Below are 18,329 nucleotides of genomic sequence, written 5' to 3'. Positions count from 1 at the left end.
GAGCTGTAAGGGAAGGAATCGAACCTTCAAGGAGTGGTTAGCCATTGCTGGTTTCCCATATTCTCCGCCACCGAGACAAGGAGGTGTGTCTGCCTGTTTCACCACCTTACAGTATTTAAGCCCGCGTTTCCGTTTGCTTGACACAAATATAGCAGCGGATATGTATTTGTTGCAAATATTTTAACAAAATATTTTAATTTTTGTAAACTTATTATTTACTTCGTATATATATTAATATCTTTCAAAAAATTTATGGAAAAGAAGAGCCTTAATTTAGAAATTGATAATCTCGATATGCAAATTCTGTCCATCCTGATGGAAGACGCTACAATCCCCTATACAGAGATCGCAAAGAAGCTGATAGTATCAGGCGGAACCATTCACGTCAGAATGAAAAAGATGCAGGACCTTGGGATCATTAAGGGATCTAACCTGCTGGTTGACGCGCAAAAGATAGGTTATGACGTTTGTGCCTACCTCGGAATTTATCTGGAGAAAGGCTCCACGTATAAAGATGCCGTTGAAAAATTAAGGGGTATAAAAGAAATCGTAGAGCTGCACTATACAACAGGTGCCTGGAGCATGTTTGCAAAAATTATATGCCGTGACACCAATCACCTTCGTTTGGTTCTGAATGACCATATCCAGTCTGTCGCAGGTATTCAGCGTACCGAGACATTCATCTCTCTCGAAGAAAGCATTAAAAGGCAGATCAGCCTGGATCTGTAAGATCTAAAAACAATCTTCTTAAGGCTCCACATAAAAAAAGCCAATCCTGTTATCCGGGATTGGCTTTTTTGTATGCTATAAATTCTTATTTGTTTACGTACAATACGTTTTTAACGGCTTTTACAACACGCTCTGCATTAGGCAGCGCCTCTTTAATCAAGGTTGGAGCGTACGCAAGTGGAACGTCAGCAGATACCACACGCACAACCGGTGCATCAAGATAATCAAACGCCTCATTCTGTACCTTAAACGCGATTTCAGTTGCAATAGATCCAAGTGGCCATGCCTCTTCAACGATAACCAGACGGTTTGTCTTTTTAACAGAGTTGATAATCGTATCGTAGTCGATCGGACGTACAGTGCGTAGGTTGATCACCTCTGCGCTGATTCCTTCTTTAGTTAACTCCTCAACAGCTGGATGAACCACGCGAGGAAGCATCTTTCCGAAAGAGACGATAGTAACATCTGTACCTTCTGTCTCAACATGCGCCTTTCCAATCTCCAGGTAATACTCTTCTTCAGGAACGTGGCCCTTATCGCCATACATTACCTCTGATTCCATGAAGATAACAGGATCCGGATCTATAATGGATTGCTTCAATAAGCCTTTTGCATCATAAGGATTAGACGGAACAACAACCTTTAATCCAGGTACGTTTGCAAACCAGTTCTCAAAGTTTTGAGAGTGTTGAGCACCTAATTGTCCTGCATTCCCGGTTGGGCCACGAAATACGATAGGAACCTGAAATTGTCCTCCACTCATGGAAAGGATCTTCGCAGCTCCGTTAATGATCTGATCTATAGCAACCAGGGAGAAGTTGAAGGTCATGAACTCAACGATAGGTCTTAAGCCGTTCATAGCAGCACCGGTAGCAATACCGGCAAAACCTAGTTCCGCGATTGGTGTATCGATTACTCGCTTTGCGCCGAATTCTGCAAGCATACCCTGGCTTACTTTATAAGCACCGTTATACTCAGCAACTTCTTCGCCCATTAAGAATATCTTTTCATCTTTGCGCATTTCTTCGTTCATTGCTTCACGAAGCGCTTCTCTGAACTGTATTTCTCTCATTATTTGCTAAATCAATATTTGGAACGCAAATATAAGCTAGTAATGCTTGGGAAACAAGTAGCAAAGCGCAGGATATTGCCTGATATCGATTCCAACAGGAATTAAATCGTAATTTTCCTCTCCCGGTAGGGGAACGAAGCAGGGCCATCAGGTAGATACACAGCAATTGTTACACTTCATCAACAAAAAAGGCTCCGCAAGGAGCCCATCTATGATGCTGGAAATTCAGTTTATCTGCCAGGTCTGACAGATGCCCTGCTGCGGTTGCTGGAGTCACGTCTGGCCATATCCCCTCTCTTTTTACTTGAATAGGCTCTCCGGTCTTTAAATTTTTCTGCTCTCGACTGCTTTAGGGATGCATATTTTGCCTGCTGCTGGCTATTCAAGATCCTGTTTAATTTCTTTTCTGAGTCGGAGCGTTCAGACTCCATCTTCTTTATTTCCTTGAGCCTCTGCTTTTGTGCTTTCTCGCGGGAGATAGCCATGTTCTTTGCTCTGTCAAGATGGATCTTATAGACTTCAGACCGTTGTTTCTCTGTTAAAGAAAGTTCCCTGTCCAGCCTCTCTGTAGCCTTACGTGCCTGTTGTTCAGGACTCTCGACACGGTGTCGCCCTTTTTCTCCTCGTCCGCCGTCCTTGCTCTGTACCTGGTTTACTCTTCCCTGTGCCATGCCTGAAGTGGCTAATCCTGCCATCAATAAGGCTGCTATAAATGTCTTTTTCATATTTTCTGTGTGTTTATATGAATAGATGACAAAATCAGGATATAGTTTAACGCCCATATGTTAAAAGATGTTAAGAAAGCGTCCTATCTTTGCGAGCTCTGCTTTTCAGCTTTACATAACCTCTGTATGAAAAAGTTTATCGTATTATTTCTTCTTCTTTCGGGTCTTAATGAGATTTCCTCGGCACAAACTGCTAAGATTTATAATCCCCAGGCCGATGCGGCAGCGGAGATCCGCCTGGCAGTTTCAAAAGCAAACCAGGAAGGTAAACATGTGTTGCTCCAGATTGGCGGCAACTGGTGCGTATGGTGTCTTCGTTTTAATGAACTGGTTACAAAAAACGACACGCTAGCTACTAAGATAAAATCAGACTATGTTGTCGTACATGTGAATTACAGTAAAGAGAATAAAAATGAACAAGTGCTGGCTTCCTTAGGATACCCGCAGCGATTCGGCTTTCCAGTATTTGTAGTCCTCAATGGCAAAGGTGACCGCCTCCACACACAAAACAGTTCCTATCTGGAAAGCGGCGATGGACATAGCCCGAAGAAAGTGCTCGAGTTTCTGACGAACTGGTCTCCTGATGCACTTGATCCTAAATCATACCAGGCTAAGTAGTTATTTTTCAAACAAAAAACAGCAAAGAATTTTCTAAGTATATGACGAACAAATCATTCAGGCAGTTTGTGCTCGCTGCTTCCCTTGCCCTCTGTGTGCCTTCTACCGGGATATCTCAGGTCAACTCAGCCGCCGGTGCTGGAAAAGAAGCCTACAGGGAAACCGCAACAAAGATCAATGCCCTTGTTCATACGAAGCTGGACGTCCGGTTTGACTATGCGAAATGTTATCTCTACGGGAAAGCCTGGATTACCCTGAAACCTTATTTTTATCCCACTGATTCCCTGCGTCTGGATGCAAAGGGAATGGAGATAAAGAACGTCTCGCTGATCAGTACAAAATCACTGGTTCCCCTGAAATATTCGTACGACGGCATGTCGCTGCAGATCAGCTTAGGGAAAGTGTACACCCGCGACGAAAAATATACCGTCTTTATTGACTACGTGTCAAAGCCGAACGAATTGAAAGCGGAGGGAAGCCAGGCAATAAAGGATGCCAAAGGACTGTACTTTATCAATCCGGATGGATCTGATAAGGATAAGCCTGTTCAGATCTGGACCCAGGGGGAAACAGAGGCCTCATCTGTTTGGTTCCCAACGATAGACCGCCCGAATCAAAAGACTACGGCCGAAATCACCATGACCGTGCCCGCAAAATATGAAACCCTTTCTAACGGAAAGCAGATCTCGAAAAAGCTCAATACCAATGGCACGCGTACAGATACCTGGAAAATGGATCTTCCTCATGCTCCTTATCTGTTTATGATGGCTGTGGGCGACTTCCGCGTATTTAAAGACAAGTGGAGAGACCGCAACGTGGACTATTATCTGGAGCCTAAGTATGCACCATACGCAAAGCAGATCTTCGGACATACCCCCGAAATGATGGAATTTTTCTCTAAAAAGCTTGGTGTTGACTTCCCCTGGAATAAATATGCACAGATCGTTGTCCGCGATTTTGTCAGCGGCGCTATGGAGAACACGACCGCAACACTGCATGGAGAATTCGTTCAGGCTACAGACAGGGAGCTGCTTGATGAGAATGAAGGTGAAGATGTTATCGTGCATGAGCTGTTTCACCAGTGGTTCGGAGATTACGTCACAGCTGAAAGCTGGAGCAATCTTACTGTGAATGAATCCTTTGCCAACTTCAGTGAAGTGCTGTGGCGGGAGTACAAATACGGAAAGGATGAGGGCGATGCCGTTAACTATAAGGATATGCAGCGCTACCTGAATTCACCCAAAGATGCCGATAAGCACCTGGTTCGCTTTCACTATCAGAACAAAGAAGATATGTTTGATCTGGTTAGCTACCAGAAAGGCGGCAGAATCGTAAACATGCTTCGCAGCTACCTCGGAGAGGATGCATTCTTCAAAGGCTTGAACCTCTATCTGAAACAAAATGCCTTTAAATCTGCTGAAGCTCACCAATTGCGCCTTGCATTGGAGCAGGTAAGTGGCAAAGATCTCAACTGGTTCTTCAACCAGTGGTACTTCAGCAGCGGTCATCCCGTTCTTGATATCAAATATCAATGGGATGAGAGTTCCGGTGTCCAGAAGATATTTCTGACACAGTCTCAGCAGGGTAATGCATTTCAGATACCTCTGAATGTCGACGTTTACTCAAATGGGAAAAAGGAAAGGTATAGCTTTTTCACAAAGAAGAAATCTGATACCCTGGTCATCAAATTAAATGGCAGACCTGATCTTGTGAACGTGGATGCTGATAAAACGCTTTTGGCAAAGAAAAAGGACAATAAGTCGCTAGATCAGTATGTATTCCAATATTACAATGCGCCCTTGTATGTAGACCGGATGGAAGCCCTCGACACCTGCAGTGCTTCGCAGCAAAGCAGTGAAGCAGCAAGGAAGGTCATGCTGGCGGGACTCAAAGATAAATTCCACGGCCTCCGCATATTTGCCGTCAACAATATCGATCTGAAAGACACTACAGTTCAGAAGCTGGCCCTTCCGGTGATACGTGAAATGGCCTCATCTGATTCTAAGACCTTGGTCAGAGCCGCCGCTCTGCAGAGCCTGGCATCTATGCGCGACGCTGCCAACCGTCCTATGTTTGATGCTTCTCTCAAGAGCCGGTCTTACTCAGTGCAGGCTGCAGCGCTTGCAGGCATCATTATGCTGAACCCAGAAGAGGCTTTCCCCATTGCGAAGAGCCTGGAGAAGGACAGCAAGGGAGAACTCACGAAAGCAATTCTTGCTGCTTATACTTACGGCGGAGGAGAAGCCGAGCTTCCTTTCTTCGCCGAATCTTTCGATAAAGCCGGCCTTCAGGACAAAGTCGAAATGGTGACTCCCTATCTGAGCATCCTGGCCAGGGCAGATGATACCGAACTCGTTAACCGCCGCATTACAGAATTTAAGAAAATTGGTCTGGATAACCGCAAATACGGCATCGATGGATATATACTGGGCCTGTTCGAGTCTTTCAAGGAAGTCAAGCAGGAGATGGCCAAAAGGGCCAGTGGTGTGCAAAAGAAGGAGCTCGAAAAGCAGGTCGAACATGTCGGCGCAGCTATTACCGAGCTGAAGAAGAAGGATTCCTAATATCAAACTCCATTTCATGGTTACTACATTATTCCGTCCGTTCGAACGATTCAATTTTAGTGAAAAGGTCTGCTTTCTCAGCGGTTCTGAGGCCACCCGGCAGCTCCAGGTCTTTCCGGAGTGGATGGTGAATCAGTTCCACCTTGCAGATAAACCGCTAAAGATGCTCGATGAGCATATACTCACGTACCCCGATATTAAGGTTCCTGTATCTGAAAGTGCTTTTATCGCGCTTGATGATCTGGAGACTGAAGTCCGTACCGCTTTTAATCAGGGATATCAGGCCGTTTCTGCGCTGGATGACCTGCGCCTCTTTCAATGGATCGCTAAACAGGTCTACGGAATGATCCATCATGAAGTAAGGGCCGGAATTCGCTTGCAAAGGGCATCCGGCGAAGCACTCAACTTCTCTCAGGGATTGACGCAGAAATTCGGAAATCTGCATCTGATGTTGCAGTCGCTCCTGCAGCCCATGGAATTTGAGGGTATACTGCCCTGGAAAATCCTGGTATTTCCAGTAAACAACCCGCCTGCGGCGTTCATATACAGGGATGAGATTAATACACTGGTGTTCTCGCTTACTATGGCCGACTTTGGTATTATTGCCTGTCTGCAGGATAACGGGGAAAATGCCAATTATCATCAGTCTGCCCTCAGCAAGGTTGCCGGTAAGCTCTTAGAGCCTGTACAGTTCGAAGAGCTCTGCGCGCGCTTCTTTTATTCTGCCTATATTTTCAATCGTCTCCCGGAATACTCTGTTCTGTCTGCCGGAGGAGTGCACTATATCGACGGTATGCCGCTCCGCATTAGCAGCAAACCTGTTTTCGATGCCTGGCAGGTAAAAACCTATGCGCAGGTTCTTGAAGCGTTCTGGAAGCCCTGGGGCATCCTGCTGTTCGAAATCCTGAAGGACCCTGAACACCCGATGAGCTTTCTGTTCAACGAGGCAGGCGATTTCATCGATAATCCGCAGCCACCCTTATCGTCCCAGCATCCTGCCTAGCTCAGCAAAGAAATGATTAATCACTCCGGGAAAGAAGATGATCGTAATGATCATCCCGGAGATGGCTCCGAAAAAGTGGGCGTCATGATTGATGCCGCTCGCCTGCTTTGCAGCATAAGCGCTGTAAATCAGATAAAGTACCCCAAAAATTACGGCAGGTATTCCGATCGGAATGAACATGATGTAGAACTTGGTGCTTGGATCGAACAGGATATAACTAAAGATGACAGCTGAAATAGCGCCCGAGGCGCCCAGGCTGTTATACCAAAAGTCATTCTTATGACGATTGATGGTACTCAGATCACTGAGTGCCAGGCTTGCTATATACAGGATAGCAAACTGCCAGCTGCCTATTATTTTTTCAAGCGTGAAAGCAAAGAAGTAGTAGGAGAACATATTGAAAAACAGATGCCCCCAGTCTTTATGGATCAAACCGCTTGTCAGAATGGAATACACCCGCTGTCCGCGTGAAACACTATAGGGGTGAAGCATAAACTTCCCGTAGATCTGCTCGTTAGAGAATGCGTAAAGACTTGTAATAATCGTCAGAATAAAGATGAACGCCGCGACAGGCGTCTGGCTAAATAGCTCTTGCATAATGGCGGTAATGTACAAAATATTTTACTTTTGTCGGAAAACCCATACCATGGACCGTTTTAAAACATACTCGTTTACGGCGCTCGACCGCTTTCTTAAATACGTAACAATAGATACCCAGTCTGATCCTTCCTCACCCTCGCAGCCATCAACTGAAAAGCAAAAGAACCTCGGCAAACTGCTCGTTGAGGAACTCCGCGAAATGGGCATTTCCGACGCAGAATTGGATGAGTATGGATACGTTTATGCCACAATACCGGCAACCAGCGATAAGAATGTGCCCGTTATCTGCTTTTGCTCCCATATGGATACGTCGTCCGATTGCAGCGGATATCAGGTTGCGCCCATCGTTCACAAGAACTACCAGGGTCAGGATCTTGTGCTGCCGGATGATCCCAGACAGGTGATCAAAGCTGCTGAACATCCCGACCTGCAACATCAGATCGGTCATGACATTGTTACGGCCAGCGGAACCACCTTGTTGGGCGCAGACAATAAAGCAGGGCTCGCCGAAATCATGGACGCGGCAGCTTTTCTAATGTCGAACCCTGATCTGAAACACGGGAAGATCCGGATACTCTTTACTCCGGACGAGGAGATTGGTCGCGGCGTAGATAAGGTAGATCTGGAGAAACTCGGTGCTCAGTACGCCTACACAGTCGACGGTGAGACGCGCGGCTCTATCGAGAACGAAACGTTTTCTGCAGACGCAGCCCGAATTACCATCACAGGGGTTAGTTCCCATCCCGGTTTCGCGAAAGGACACATGGAAAGCGCTCTGAAGATCGCCTCTCAAATTGTTGCTGCCCTGCCTAAAGACAGGCTTTCTCCTGAGAGTACCTCTAATAAAGAAGGCTTCATCCATCCCGTAGCTATGCAGGGTACTGTTGAGGCAGCATCCATTGATTTCATTCTTCGTGATTTTTATGATACTGAACTTCAGAATCATGGAAGGATTCTGAAAGCTATAGCCGACGAAATAATAGAGAGATATCCAGCCTCGTCTTATCAGCTCGATATCCGCCAGCAATACCGTAACATGAAGAATGTTCTTGATCAGCATCCGAACCTGATTGAATATGCCCGCCTCGCTATAGAGCGTGCAGGAATGGATCCCAAGCTTCAGAGCATCCGTGGAGGTACCGATGGATCGAGACTATCTTTTATGGGCCTCCCATGTCCTAACATATTTGCCGGTGAGCATGCTTTCCATGGCAAGCATGAATGGGTCTCTGTTCAGGATATGCAGAAAGCAGTGGAGACAATCGTGAACATCGCGCTGATCTGGGAAGAAAAAAATTAGTTCGTCCGTTAAACCTCAACGGACACATTGAGTCTTAAATGGGTCGCTATCAAAATAAACACTCATTTAAGCTCAATGAAACCTATTTTACTTCTCTTTTTAACCACTCTCATCAGTTCCTTTCTTTATGGGCAATCTACCAGGGATGTCAGCGGTGTCGTTCTTGATTCCACCAAAAACAGTGTCATCGCCGCAACGGTCAAACTTACATCTCCAAAAGACACCCTGTTCACCCGCACAGACATAGACGGAAAATACTCCTTCAGAAATGTCAAGTCATCCCAGTTTCTGATCAGTATCAGCAGCCTGGGCTACCGGAGTTTCAATCAGCGCTTCCTTTTTCCGGATGGCAATACTCCGCTCAAACTCAATGTCATTACGTTGAAAACACAGAGCAATGTTTTGAACGAGGTGACGGTGTCAGGAGCTCTACCGATCACGGTGAAAGAGGATACGGTCGAATACCGGGCGAGCGACTTCCCGGTACGGGAAAATTCAGTCGTGGAAGATGTGTTGAAGAAACTTCCCGGACTTGAGGTGGATAAGGATGGAAACGTAACGACGCAGGGTAAGAGTGTAACGCGTGTACGGGTGAATGGTAAAGACTTCTTTGATGGCGACCTGAAAACTGCAACGCAAAATCTTCCCGCCGAAATCATAGAAAATATACAGATCATTGATGATTATGGTGATCAGGCAAACCTGAGCGGTATACGTAGTGGTGAACCTGATAAGATCCTGAACATCACCATCAGTCCCAGTAAAAATAAAGGCGTAATAGCCAATGCAGTTGCGGGGGGAGGTAATGACAGTCGTTATATTGCTTCCGGTATGGGAAGAGTAATGAATAATGATGAGCAGCTCTCGTTTATGTTCAACCTGAATAATACCAACGCTAATCTCTTTGATTTTGCAGGAGGGGGTAACCAACGAGGTGGCCGCTTCCGGGGTTCAGGCGGAGGGCGGGGTGGAAATAGTGGTGGTATTACCAGCACGCAGGCTGGCGGTTTTGATTACCGCAAAGACGTTTCCAAAAAAGTAACGCTCTTCGGTAGTTACCGGATCTCTGCATCTAATAATAACGCCATAACCGACAGGTTCTCCTACATGTTGACAAAAGAGCAGGAAATTACTACCAATCAGACAAGCCGTTCTGAACGCGACAATGTCAATCAAGGACTCAATCTGAACATGGAGTATAAGATCGATTCACTGAACTTCCTCAAGATATCGCCATCACTGAATCTGAGTACAAGCAAGTCTGATAATCTGACTGCACGGCAAATAACGGAACTGGTAAGGCAGGATCAGAACACCGTATCCAATAGCGACGCCAGTTCTCCTGCTTTTGGTGCTGACATCCTGTATAACAAACGCTTCAGGAAACCGGGAAGGAATCTCTCTTTGACCTATGCATTTAACAAATCGTATAACAGAAACGATCAGAACGTGGGGGATGCTTTTGAGTTCTACGATACCGGAGGTATCATTGTTGCTGATTCCGCATCCAACCGGATGATAAAGACCGACAATGAACGCTTCAATAATGAATTGAATCTAACCTATACAGAACCTATCGGGGTATATTCACGATTAGATTTCACTTACGCGTTTAACCGGAGTGAATACGACAACAGCAGGATAACAGATCTCGAGGGTGCCTCCGGATATATCAGGTCTGATTCGTTAAGCAACGTGTTCGATTATTCCTTTACTACAAACAGATTTGGTTTGAGCTACCGTTATGACAGAGACAAATTATACAACTTTTCAATTGGTATTGCGGCTCAGCCAACATCACTGGAGGGCTACTCCGAAACGAATAACGTGAGGGCTGGGAAAAAAGGATTTAACTTCTTCCCAACGGTTCGTTTCTCCTATAACTTCGCCAAAACAGTATCTCTTCGCATCAACTATACCGGAGCAAGTAGTGAGCCAAGCTTTGAGCAGATCCAGCCTGTGGTTGATTTGAGCAATCCGCAAAGCCCTGTTATCGGCAATCCAAACCTGAGATCCGCTCTGAACCAAAGTCTGAATATCGAATACAATAATGTAAGTGCGGAGACAGGGTCTTATTTCAATGCCGGAGTGAGAGGAAATATTGTAAGTGACAGGATCATTAATAATACCGTCCGCATACGTCAGCCTATCTTTGGCCTGACAGATACTACATACAATCTGATCCAGGAGCGCCGCTTTCTAAATGAGGACGGATATTATACCTCCAATGCATACTATCGCTGGTCTAAGCCGTTTAAAGATCGCAAATACCGCCTGCAGCTGGGTGGATCCGTCAATTACACGAATGACATTACTTACGTTGATAATGAAAAAAACGTGGGCAAGAACTGGACATTCTCCCAGATGGCAAGGGTGCAGATTAACCCCAACGAGAATGTTGACATAACTCCTGGAGTTTCCTATCGTTATGGTTTCGTAAACTACTCCCTACCCAACAGCATCGATTCAAAGAACTCTACAGTAGCACTTGATCTGAGTGCCAAAATCTATGTTTTCAATACCTGGATATTGGGTCTGGATGGAAGTAAGAATATTAACAGTGGCTTTGGAAGGGTTAATACTAACCCCCTGGTCATCAATAGCTACCTGGAGAAGCAGTTCTTTAACAGAAAGGGTAGGTTGAGACTGCAAGGTTATGATCTGTTGAACCAGGCGGCAGGGGTAACCTCCACTCAGGGCGACAATGGGTACTCAGTAACGAATACCAATCTGCTTACCCGTTATTTCCTGCTGACCTTTGCTTATCGCTTTAATAAGTTTGCAGGCCGTTCACAGAATGATAATGGCAGAGGCCCCAGCGGTAGACGCGAAGGTGGCTTCGGTCCCGGTGGTGGTGGCCGCCCCGGAGGAAGAGAAATGAATTTCTAATATTAACAAAGAAGGGTACGGAATTTCCGTACCCTTCTTTGTTAATTGACCTGCCCGATTAAAGGCTTTGGCTCCGGAAAGAAGTTAATACCATCTCCCGTCTTGAAAAAGGAATTGATGCTTACCGGAAGCTTCCCCATTGCCGGCATCTGGCTTGTAATGACCTTGGCAGCAGATCGCTGAGCTTCTACGCTGTTTTCGTAATTCACTACTAAGCTTTTACTAGCCTCAATGCCTGGTAAGCCTGCAATCGTATAGGGGTTCGCAAAAACGCAGGTAATCGTGTTCAGCTTAGAAAGTTCAGCTATAAAGATCTTCAACTGGGTATTGTAATCCAAGCTGCTTTGGGGGCGTTTACGATAGTCATGTACCGCCATAATAACCTGATCGAATTTCTCTACTTCGCGCAGCATAGCTCTGATGTCTGTTGCCGACCCAATCTTTGACATCAGGAAGTTGGTTGCGTTGGGTATCCGTGCTCGTAGTTCTCTCTGGAATGGTGAAATCTCACTCGTTCCCAGACTGATAATGGCAGTTCTTCTGGAGGGATCAAGCGCCTTAATCATGCTGTCACTTTTCAGAACAGTTGTCGACGCATCGGTAAGTCGCTGCACAAGGCTCAGGGCCTCTGCACGTTTCAAATGAGCACTAAGCTGTTCTGTTTCCACGGGCTTCTCCATGTTCAGGCCTGCCCAGTATTTTGCTTCCAGGATCTTTTTCACGCTTGCGTTTATCTGCTCGCGCTCTATCCTGCCATGTTTAACAGCCTTCTTTACCAGCTTAATGGCACGCTTTGTATTTTCTGATAGCTCGATAATGTCATTGCCCGCGATAACCGCTCTCACATCTGCTTCTCCTTCTGGAAAGAATTTGACCACTCCCTTCATTTCCATGGCGTCTGTAATTGCAAGACCCTTAAAGCCGAGTTCTTTTTTAAGCAGGCCTGTTACAATGGGTTGAGATAATGTGGAAGGTAAGTTCTTCGTCGCGTCAAGTGATGGTATATTCATATGAGCAATCATCACTCCTGAAGCTCCTTGATTGATGAGCTGTCTGAAAGGATACAGTTCAAGCGAATCCAGGCGGTCCCGTGTGAATTTTAGCTGCGGAAGATCATGATGGGAGTCTACGTTGGTGTCGCCATGTCCGGGAAAATGCTTGATGCTGACCAAAATCCCTTCGTCCTGTAGCCCCTGCATATAAGCTTGGCTTTTCGCCGCCACATTGTACTTGGTGTCGCCGAACGACCGGTAGCCGATCACCGGATTGGCCGGATTGTTATTGATATCAACAACGGGTGCAAAGTTGAGGTGCATGCCAAGAGCCCGGAAATCTTTGCCTACCTCGCGTCCCATCTGGTAGATCAGGCTCGTGTCCTGTATCGCACCGAGAGTCATCTGATACGGATAGGCAAGTGTGCTGTCTAAACGCATTGCCAGCCCCCATTCTGCATCCATCGCAATCAGCAGGGGAACAAGTGATGCTGACTGATACCTGTTGGTCAATACAGCCTGACGGCCCGGACCTCCCTGGAAGAAAACCAGACCACCGACTCTGCATTTTCTAATCATCTTTTCTACCGAGTCTTCATAGGCCCGCCCCTTGTCTGTATGCGCCCTGACAAAAAACATCTGCGCGATCTTTTCTTTTTTATTCAGCTTTCGGAAAATAGAATCAACCCATCTGTCTTTTGCTTCATCGGGTTCGAAAAAGGGCTTCTTATGCTGTGCGGTAAGGGCGGAGCTGACCAGAAGGAGGATGGATAGTATAAATAAGCGGGGCCGGGTGGCTCTCATAATATTAATATTTGATGTGTAACTGATTTACAAATATTAATATTTCTGATTTGTTTTATCCCAAAGGATGAAATAGTAAGGCGGTCTGCAAATCCAGACCGCCCCTTCCCTTACATTGGGGATGTAGTTGAGCTGTCTGGAGTAGTTCCTGGGCTAGTTCCCGGAGTAGTAGTGCCTGGCGTACCTGCATCAGGAGTAGTAGTTCCAGGACTGGTAGTATCAGTCGTTCCAGGTGTAGTTGTCTCAGTTCCGCTGCTATCTACCATAGCACTGTCTGATCCCGATTGTGATTCGCGGCTCGCTGAACACGCTGTCAGACCTAGTCCGGCGGCGAGCGTTAACATTAATAGTTTCGTTTTCATGGCTGTATTTCAGATGTTTATGAGTTTTCTTAACAAATCAGTTGAGCATAGGTTTCTGTACTTTAAAATATTTAACCGCGGCAATATATTTTAAAGTGAGGCACTATGGTTTTAAAAATTTCTCAAATGACGCACGTTTGCAGACGTTTCTTTTTATTATTTCAATAAATTAAGCTTTTTATTATAATAATTTCATAAAAAAACGCAAATACTTGGCAAGTGCGCAAATGGTGTGTATCTTTGTTGTGAAAATAAAAACACACATTATGAAAAAGATTTTATTCCTGGTTTGCTTAGTTACTGTTCTATCTGCTAAAAGTTTTGCAGGCGCAAAGAACGATGGCAAAGACGCTGAGGTATCTTATTTCGCTGAAAACAACTTCTTGAACAAATATTATGCTGCTGAGTCTGTTAAGTGGACTGTAACCAGCAACTTCCAGAAAGCAGTATTTACACTGGATGGAAAAACAATGTCGGCTTTCTTCGACAGAAATGGCGAGTACATTGCAACAACTCAATACGTTGAAGCTAAAAAGATCCCTGCTGTAGGTCAGAAGAGATTGACTAAGTTGTATGGTGATTACAAAGTAAATGAGGTTGTTCGTTACGATTTCGATGGCGAGCCGAATGCTCATCTTCAGATGCTGACTGGTAAAAGATTCTACAATACTGTTTACTTCGTAAACGTAACAAACGATAAAGGCAACGTATTGGTGAAAGTTACTCCCGATGGAGATGTATCTTACGTGAAAAGTTTATAATAGTATTCATATCCATAGATGAATAAGAGAGCCGGCTAGTCCGGCTTTTTTTATGCCTGAAATCTTAAATCTTGTCGGCTGCTCTCCCAATTTCCTGTTATAATTGTATCAAAGTTTGATGATGAAGATAGAGGAATTATACGCGCTATACACCAGAAGCAGGATAGTTACAACAGATACACGAAAGATCCTGCCCGGAAGCATGTTTTTTGCCCTCCGTGGCGAGAGCTTCAATGGAAATGAATTTGCCGCCAAAGCACTTGAGAATGGCGCCGCATTTGCCGTCATTGATGACCTGGCATACAAGCATGATGAGCGCTGTATCCTGGTGCCCGATGTGCTTCAAACACTTCAGCAGCTGGCTGCGCATCACCGCGACCAACTGCAGATTCCGGTCATCGGTATAACTGGTACAAATGGTAAGACCACCACCAAAGAGCTGCTCTACGCCGTGCTCGCGGAGAAATACAATGCATACTGTACACAGGGGAACCTGAACAATCATATTGGTGTTCCGTTAACCTTGCTGGCTATTCAGCCGGACGTGGAAATCGCCATTATCGAAATGGGTGCCAATCATCAGAGGGAGATCGCTGCGCTATCTGCCATAGCAAAGCCTGCTTTCGGTTTAATCACCAACATCGGTAAGGCTCATTTGGAAGGATTCGGTGGCTTCGAAGGAGTGAAGATAGCCAAGGCGGAACTATATGATTTCATCAGAGAGACTGACGGTACGATCTTCGTCAATGAGGATAACCCGATACTTCGTGAAATGTACACGTCCCGCGGGTTGACCAAAGTCATCACCTATGGACTTAATGCCCAAAACCTGGTGTCTGGATCTATCGTATCCAACGACCCACTTCTCACGGTCTCGTGGTCATCGGGAGGCACGAGCGGAGAGATAGCTACCAACCTGACCGGTACCTACAATCTGGAGAACATCCTTGCAGCGATAACGGTAGGTATCCACTTCGGTCTGTCGGCAGAACAGATACGTCAGGGCCTGTCCTCCTATACACCAGGGAATAATCGTTCACAGGTTGTGCGCACGGCCACCAATACGCTGATCTGCGACTATTACAATGCCAACCCGAGCAGTATGAAAGTAGCGATCGATAACATCGCCGCCATTTCTGCTGCGCACAAGACGCTTATTCTGGCCGATATGTTCGAACTGGGAGAAGAATCTGCTGAAGAGCATCAGCGTGTTATCGACTATGCATTGAAGATAGCTGCAAACCGCAATATATTCATTGGAGAGGTATTCTACAGCCTCAGAGGAGATGCTCAGGGAATGTTCTTCCGCGATATCCAAAGTGCTGTGGAGGAGATGCAAAACAATCCGGTTACCGGATCCACGGTTCTGCTGAAGGGCTCAAGGGGGATGAAGCTGGAAACTCTCGTTCCCTATCTATAGAAATTAAAAAAGGACGTCTGGTTTATCAAGACGTCCTTTTTTGTATTATTTTCCGAAAGGCATTTTCGGCATGCCCTTCATCATTTTAGACATGGCCGCAGGATTGCTGAATTGCTTCATCACCTTACGCATATCATCAAATTGCTTGATCAGTTTATTCACTTCCTGAAGTGATGTTCCAGAACCGCTTGCAATACGTGCTCTGCGGCTTTGATTGATAGAATCGGGGTTCTCACGCTCGAAAGGAGTCATCGACTGTATGATGGCCTCTATTGGCTTGAAAGCATTATCGTCAATGTCGATATCTTTAACGGCTTTGCCCACTCCCGGAATCATGCCCATCAGATCTTTCATGTTACCCATTTTCTTGATCTGCTGAATCTGCCCGATAAAGTCGTTGAAGTCAAACTTGTTTTTACGGATCTTCTTCTGAAGCTCTGCCGACTGCTTTTCATCAAACTGCTGCTGCGCGCGCTCCACAAGGGATACCACGTCACCCATACCCAGAATCCTGGACGCCATTCTGTCTGGATAGAAAACATCCAGGGCCTCCATCTTTTCGCCGGTACCGATGAACTTGATCGGCTTGTTGACAACAGATTTGATAGACAATGCAGCACCACCACGGGTGTCACCGTCCAGCTTTGTCAATACAACACCGGTAAAGTCAAGGCGATCATTGAAAGCCTTCGCTGTATTCACGGCATCCTGACCAGTCATCGCATCCACTACGAAGAGGATCTCATGAGGGGTGGTGCTCGCTTTTACCGCAGCAATCTCATTCATCATCTCCTCGTCGATAGCCAGACGTCCTGCTGTATCGAGAATAACTACGTTATTACCGTTCCGCTTTGCTTCAGCAATACCTTCCACTGCAATGGCAATAGGGTCCTTAGATTCAAGGTTCGCGTAAACAGGAATACCTGTCTGCTCTCCAAGTACCTGAAGCTGCGTGATCGCCGCAGGGCGGTAAACGTCACCTGCAACCAAAAGCGGTTTCCTGGCTTTCTGAGTTTTCAGGTAATTGGCAAGCTTTCCTGAGAAAGTTGTTTTACCCGCACCGTTCAGTCCGGCTATTAATATAACTGTTGGATTCGCTGTGAGGCTAAGTTCTGTCGCCGTTCCACCCATCAACTCAGCAAGCTCATCATTCATGATCTTGGTAAGCAACTGTCCCGGTGAAACAGATGTCAGTACATTTTGCCCCAATGCCTTCACCTTCACCTCATCGGTAAAAGTTTTAGCGGTTTTATAGTTTACGTCGGCATCAAGAAGGGCTTTTCGAATCTCCTTCATGGTCTCCGCCACGTTAATTTCCGTAATTGACCCTTGACCCTTAAGTACTTTAAAGGCCCTGTCTAGTTTATCCTGTAAATTTTCAAACATCTTTTAATCCGCTTTTAAACAGCTCGCAAAGGTAAATATTATTTTTAGTAAGATCACAAGCCTCCGTCAATGGGGGAACTTATAAAGCAGGCCTAACGCGAGCGTTTGACTTGCCTGAATTTTGCCGCTCGCATCATCATCGTAAAGAATGACGCCGTTAATCGACACATTCACCAATCTGTTCACCTTTGCCAGCAAACTGATGTCGAGGCGTTGGTCAATGCTGCGCAGTTTCTCGTAATTGGCAAACATGGAATATCGGCTCTTTAACGAGAGATTCTGCATAATGTCTTTCTCGAAATTACTAACCAGCTGGAAAGCCAACTCGTTTCGCACAATCTTCGTAGTGTCGACCCCATAGTTTTTAGGAATTTTCTTGTGAATGTCCCTATCAAGAACAAAGGTCTGCCGGGCTGTACCTGTACCAATACGCAACCAATAATACTTGCTAGGTTTGTACTCGAAACCGAGAGACTCCGTCAGATAAGCCGGAGACATAAATCGAGATATGGTATGAGCGACTTCATATTCTTTGCCTTCATTGTCTTTTTTCTTCTCATACGAAAATCCCCTGTCAAACTGCGACTCGAAGTTCAATGATCCGAAAAAACTCCAGTTCTTGGAAAGCTTCATGGATAATTTGTTATCCCAATAAATACGGTCATTTGTTTTCCGCTGAAGCTGCCCCTTGTTTTTGATCTTTCCATACTGAAAGATCACCTCCGAAACATAGTTCTTATCGCCCTTGGTATAATCCGTTTTGTAGTTAAAGTTTGTACCTACAGCCACGGAATTGACCCCTCCTCCACTCCAGTTATCACTGAACGATGCCTGGTTCACATTGATACCAAACGATACCCAATTGCGCCAGTAATTCACCTTTAAGTCTAGTTGGGAAGACGGAATATCAACCTGTTGCAGCTGAAGAATAGGCTGTCTAACCGGAAGTGGCTTTTTTGATGGATAAAGCTTCAGATCACTCAAGTCAGTTGTGTCTGTTGAAGCGTCCTGAGAAAATGCACTTAATGAGCAGGTTAAGCACAGTAGAAAGATTAGCCTTTTCACCATATCGCGGCAAATTAATGAAAAATTGGGTACTATTAA

At 45.6% G+C, this 18,329-nt stretch carries 15 protein-coding genes; 8 read left to right on the top strand and 7 right to left on the bottom strand.

Features of this window, described 5'->3' with window-relative positions; all coding sequences use genetic code 11:
- Positions 1 to 252 precede the first annotated feature (252 nt).
- Positions 253 to 729, top strand: a complete 477-nt coding sequence (locus ACO1NU_RS17040) for an Lrp/AsnC ligand binding domain-containing protein (protein WP_106292375.1) — start codon at positions 253 to 255, stop codon at positions 727 to 729.
- 85 nt (positions 730 to 814) lie between these two features.
- On the opposite strand, the gene ACO1NU_RS17035 is transcribed toward ACO1NU_RS17040, so the two are convergent.
- Both ACO1NU_RS17035 and ACO1NU_RS17030 read right to left on the bottom strand, forming a co-directional pair.
- Positions 815 to 1,801, bottom strand: a complete 987-nt coding sequence (locus ACO1NU_RS17035) for a pyruvate dehydrogenase complex E1 component subunit beta (protein ID WP_448819699.1) — start codon at positions 1,799 to 1,801, stop codon at positions 815 to 817.
- Positions 1,802 to 2,031: 230 nt separating this feature from the next.
- Complete coding sequence (locus ACO1NU_RS17030) at positions 2,032 to 2,526, bottom strand: hypothetical protein (protein ID WP_448819698.1); 495 nt, start codon at positions 2,524 to 2,526, stop codon at positions 2,032 to 2,034.
- Between the two features lie 126 nt (positions 2,527 to 2,652).
- Here ACO1NU_RS17030 and ACO1NU_RS17025 point away from each other — a divergent pair, with 126 nt between their 5' ends.
- The 3 genes from ACO1NU_RS17025 to ACO1NU_RS17015 are packed head-to-tail and all read left to right on the top strand — an operon-like array spanning position 2,653 to position 6,711.
- Complete coding sequence (locus ACO1NU_RS17025; RefSeq protein ID WP_448819697.1) at positions 2,653 to 3,144, top strand: thioredoxin family protein; 492 nt, start codon at positions 2,653 to 2,655, stop codon at positions 3,142 to 3,144.
- Positions 3,145 to 3,185: 41 nt separating this feature from the next.
- Positions 3,186 to 5,708, top strand: coding sequence for a M1 family aminopeptidase (locus tag ACO1NU_RS17020; protein ID WP_448819696.1), 2,523 nt, complete (start codon positions 3,186 to 3,188; stop codon positions 5,706 to 5,708).
- A 16-nt stretch (positions 5,709 to 5,724) separates the two neighbouring features.
- Positions 5,725 to 6,711, top strand: a complete 987-nt coding sequence (locus ACO1NU_RS17015) for a hypothetical protein (protein ID WP_448819695.1) — start codon at positions 5,725 to 5,727, stop codon at positions 6,709 to 6,711.
- Here the strand turns inward: ACO1NU_RS17015 and ACO1NU_RS17010 are convergent.
- Positions 6,688 to 7,308: a rhomboid family intramembrane serine protease gene (locus ACO1NU_RS17010; protein WP_448819694.1), complete on the bottom strand. Its 621-nt coding sequence runs from the start codon at positions 7,306 to 7,308 to the stop codon at positions 6,688 to 6,690. The two genes, ACO1NU_RS17015 and ACO1NU_RS17010, sit on opposite strands and share 24 nt — an antisense overlap.
- 49 nt (positions 7,309 to 7,357) lie before the next feature.
- On the opposite strand from ACO1NU_RS17010, the gene pepT reads away from it, so the two are divergent.
- Both pepT and ACO1NU_RS17000 read left to right on the top strand, forming a co-directional pair.
- Positions 7,358 to 8,611, top strand: a complete 1,254-nt coding sequence (pepT, locus tag ACO1NU_RS17005; protein ID WP_448819693.1) for a peptidase T — start codon at positions 7,358 to 7,360, stop codon at positions 8,609 to 8,611.
- 75 nt (positions 8,612 to 8,686) lie between these two features.
- Complete coding sequence (locus tag ACO1NU_RS17000) at positions 8,687 to 11,500, top strand: outer membrane beta-barrel protein (RefSeq protein WP_448819692.1); 2,814 nt, start codon at positions 8,687 to 8,689, stop codon at positions 11,498 to 11,500.
- Between the two features lie 41 nt (positions 11,501 to 11,541).
- Here ACO1NU_RS17000 and ACO1NU_RS16995 read toward each other — a convergent pair whose 3' ends face one another.
- Both ACO1NU_RS16995 and ACO1NU_RS16990 read right to left on the bottom strand, forming a co-directional pair.
- Positions 11,542 to 13,296: a glycoside hydrolase family 3 protein gene (locus ACO1NU_RS16995; RefSeq protein WP_448819691.1), complete on the bottom strand. Its 1,755-nt coding sequence runs from the start codon at positions 13,294 to 13,296 to the stop codon at positions 11,542 to 11,544.
- A gap of 110 nt (positions 13,297 to 13,406) precedes the next feature.
- Positions 13,407 to 13,658 carry a hypothetical protein gene (locus ACO1NU_RS16990; protein ID WP_448819690.1) on the bottom strand — a complete coding sequence of 84 codons (252 nt, stop codon included), beginning with the start codon at positions 13,656 to 13,658 and terminating at the stop codon, positions 13,407 to 13,409.
- 266 nt (positions 13,659 to 13,924) lie between these two features.
- Between ACO1NU_RS16990 and ACO1NU_RS16985 the strand changes: the two genes are divergently transcribed.
- Together ACO1NU_RS16985 and ACO1NU_RS16980 are read left to right on the top strand one after the other, a co-directional pair.
- Positions 13,925 to 14,419 (top strand): hypothetical protein, encoded by a 495-nt coding sequence (locus tag ACO1NU_RS16985; RefSeq protein WP_448819689.1) that lies wholly within the window; start codon positions 13,925 to 13,927, stop codon positions 14,417 to 14,419.
- A 118-nt stretch (positions 14,420 to 14,537) separates the two neighbouring features.
- The gene (locus ACO1NU_RS16980; protein ID WP_448819688.1) at positions 14,538 to 15,839 is read left to right on the top strand and encodes a UDP-N-acetylmuramoyl-tripeptide--D-alanyl-D-alanine ligase; all 1,302 of its coding nucleotides are present in this window, start codon (positions 14,538 to 14,540) and stop codon (positions 15,837 to 15,839) included.
- Positions 15,840 to 15,884: 45 nt separating this feature from the next.
- Here ACO1NU_RS16980 and ffh read toward each other — a convergent pair whose 3' ends face one another.
- Together ffh and ACO1NU_RS16970 are read right to left on the bottom strand one after the other, a co-directional pair.
- Positions 15,885 to 17,225 carry a signal recognition particle protein gene (ffh, locus tag ACO1NU_RS16975; protein WP_448819687.1) on the bottom strand — a complete coding sequence of 447 codons (1,341 nt, stop codon included), beginning with the start codon at positions 17,223 to 17,225 and terminating at the stop codon, positions 15,885 to 15,887.
- A 66-nt stretch (positions 17,226 to 17,291) separates the two neighbouring features.
- A complete protein-coding gene (locus ACO1NU_RS16970) occupies positions 17,292 to 18,293 on the bottom strand; it encodes a DUF3078 domain-containing protein (protein WP_448819686.1) in 1,002 nt (333 codons plus the stop codon).
- Between the last annotated feature and the right edge of the window lie 36 nt (positions 18,294 to 18,329).

The sequence above is a fragment of the Arcticibacter sp. genome, from assembly GCF_053551015.1.
The sequence above is the reverse complement of the archived record's forward strand: the minus strand, read 5'-3'. Positions and strand labels throughout refer to the sequence as shown.

Excerpts from the sequence above, each read along its gene's own strand:
- ACO1NU_RS16985 (WP_448819689.1), top strand. The coding sequence starts at position 13,925 with ATGAAAAAGATTTTATTCCTGGTTTGCTTAGTTACTGTTCTATCTGCT.
- ACO1NU_RS17000 (WP_448819692.1), top strand. The coding sequence starts at position 8,687 with ATGAAACCTATTTTACTTCTCTTTTTAACCACTCTCATCAGTTCCTTT.
- ACO1NU_RS17025 (WP_448819697.1), top strand. The coding sequence starts at position 2,653 with ATGAAAAAGTTTATCGTATTATTTCTTCTTCTTTCGGGTCTTAATGAG.
- ACO1NU_RS17015 (WP_448819695.1), top strand. The coding sequence starts at position 5,725 with ATGGTTACTACATTATTCCGTCCGTTCGAACGATTCAATTTTAGTGAA.
- ACO1NU_RS16995 (WP_448819691.1), bottom strand. The coding sequence starts at position 13,296 with ATGAGAGCCACCCGGCCCCGCTTATTTATACTATCCATCCTCCTTCTG.
- ACO1NU_RS17010 (WP_448819694.1), bottom strand. The coding sequence starts at position 7,308 with ATGCAAGAGCTATTTAGCCAGACGCCTGTCGCGGCGTTCATCTTTATT.
- ACO1NU_RS16980 (WP_448819688.1), top strand. The coding sequence starts at position 14,538 with ATGATGAAGATAGAGGAATTATACGCGCTATACACCAGAAGCAGGATA.
- ACO1NU_RS17030 (WP_448819698.1), bottom strand. The coding sequence starts at position 2,526 with ATGAAAAAGACATTTATAGCAGCCTTATTGATGGCAGGATTAGCCACT.
- pepT (WP_448819693.1), top strand. The coding sequence starts at position 7,358 with ATGGACCGTTTTAAAACATACTCGTTTACGGCGCTCGACCGCTTTCTT.
- ffh (WP_448819687.1), bottom strand. The coding sequence starts at position 17,225 with ATGTTTGAAAATTTACAGGATAAACTAGACAGGGCCTTTAAAGTACTT.
- ACO1NU_RS16970 (WP_448819686.1), bottom strand. The coding sequence starts at position 18,293 with ATGGTGAAAAGGCTAATCTTTCTACTGTGCTTAACCTGCTCATTAAGT.
- ACO1NU_RS17040 (WP_106292375.1), top strand. The coding sequence starts at position 253 with ATGGAAAAGAAGAGCCTTAATTTAGAAATTGATAATCTCGATATGCAA.
- ACO1NU_RS17020 (WP_448819696.1), top strand. The coding sequence starts at position 3,186 with ATGACGAACAAATCATTCAGGCAGTTTGTGCTCGCTGCTTCCCTTGCC.
- ACO1NU_RS17035 (WP_448819699.1), bottom strand. The coding sequence starts at position 1,801 with ATGAGAGAAATACAGTTCAGAGAAGCGCTTCGTGAAGCAATGAACGAA.
- ACO1NU_RS16990 (WP_448819690.1), bottom strand. The coding sequence starts at position 13,658 with ATGAAAACGAAACTATTAATGTTAACGCTCGCCGCCGGACTAGGTCTG.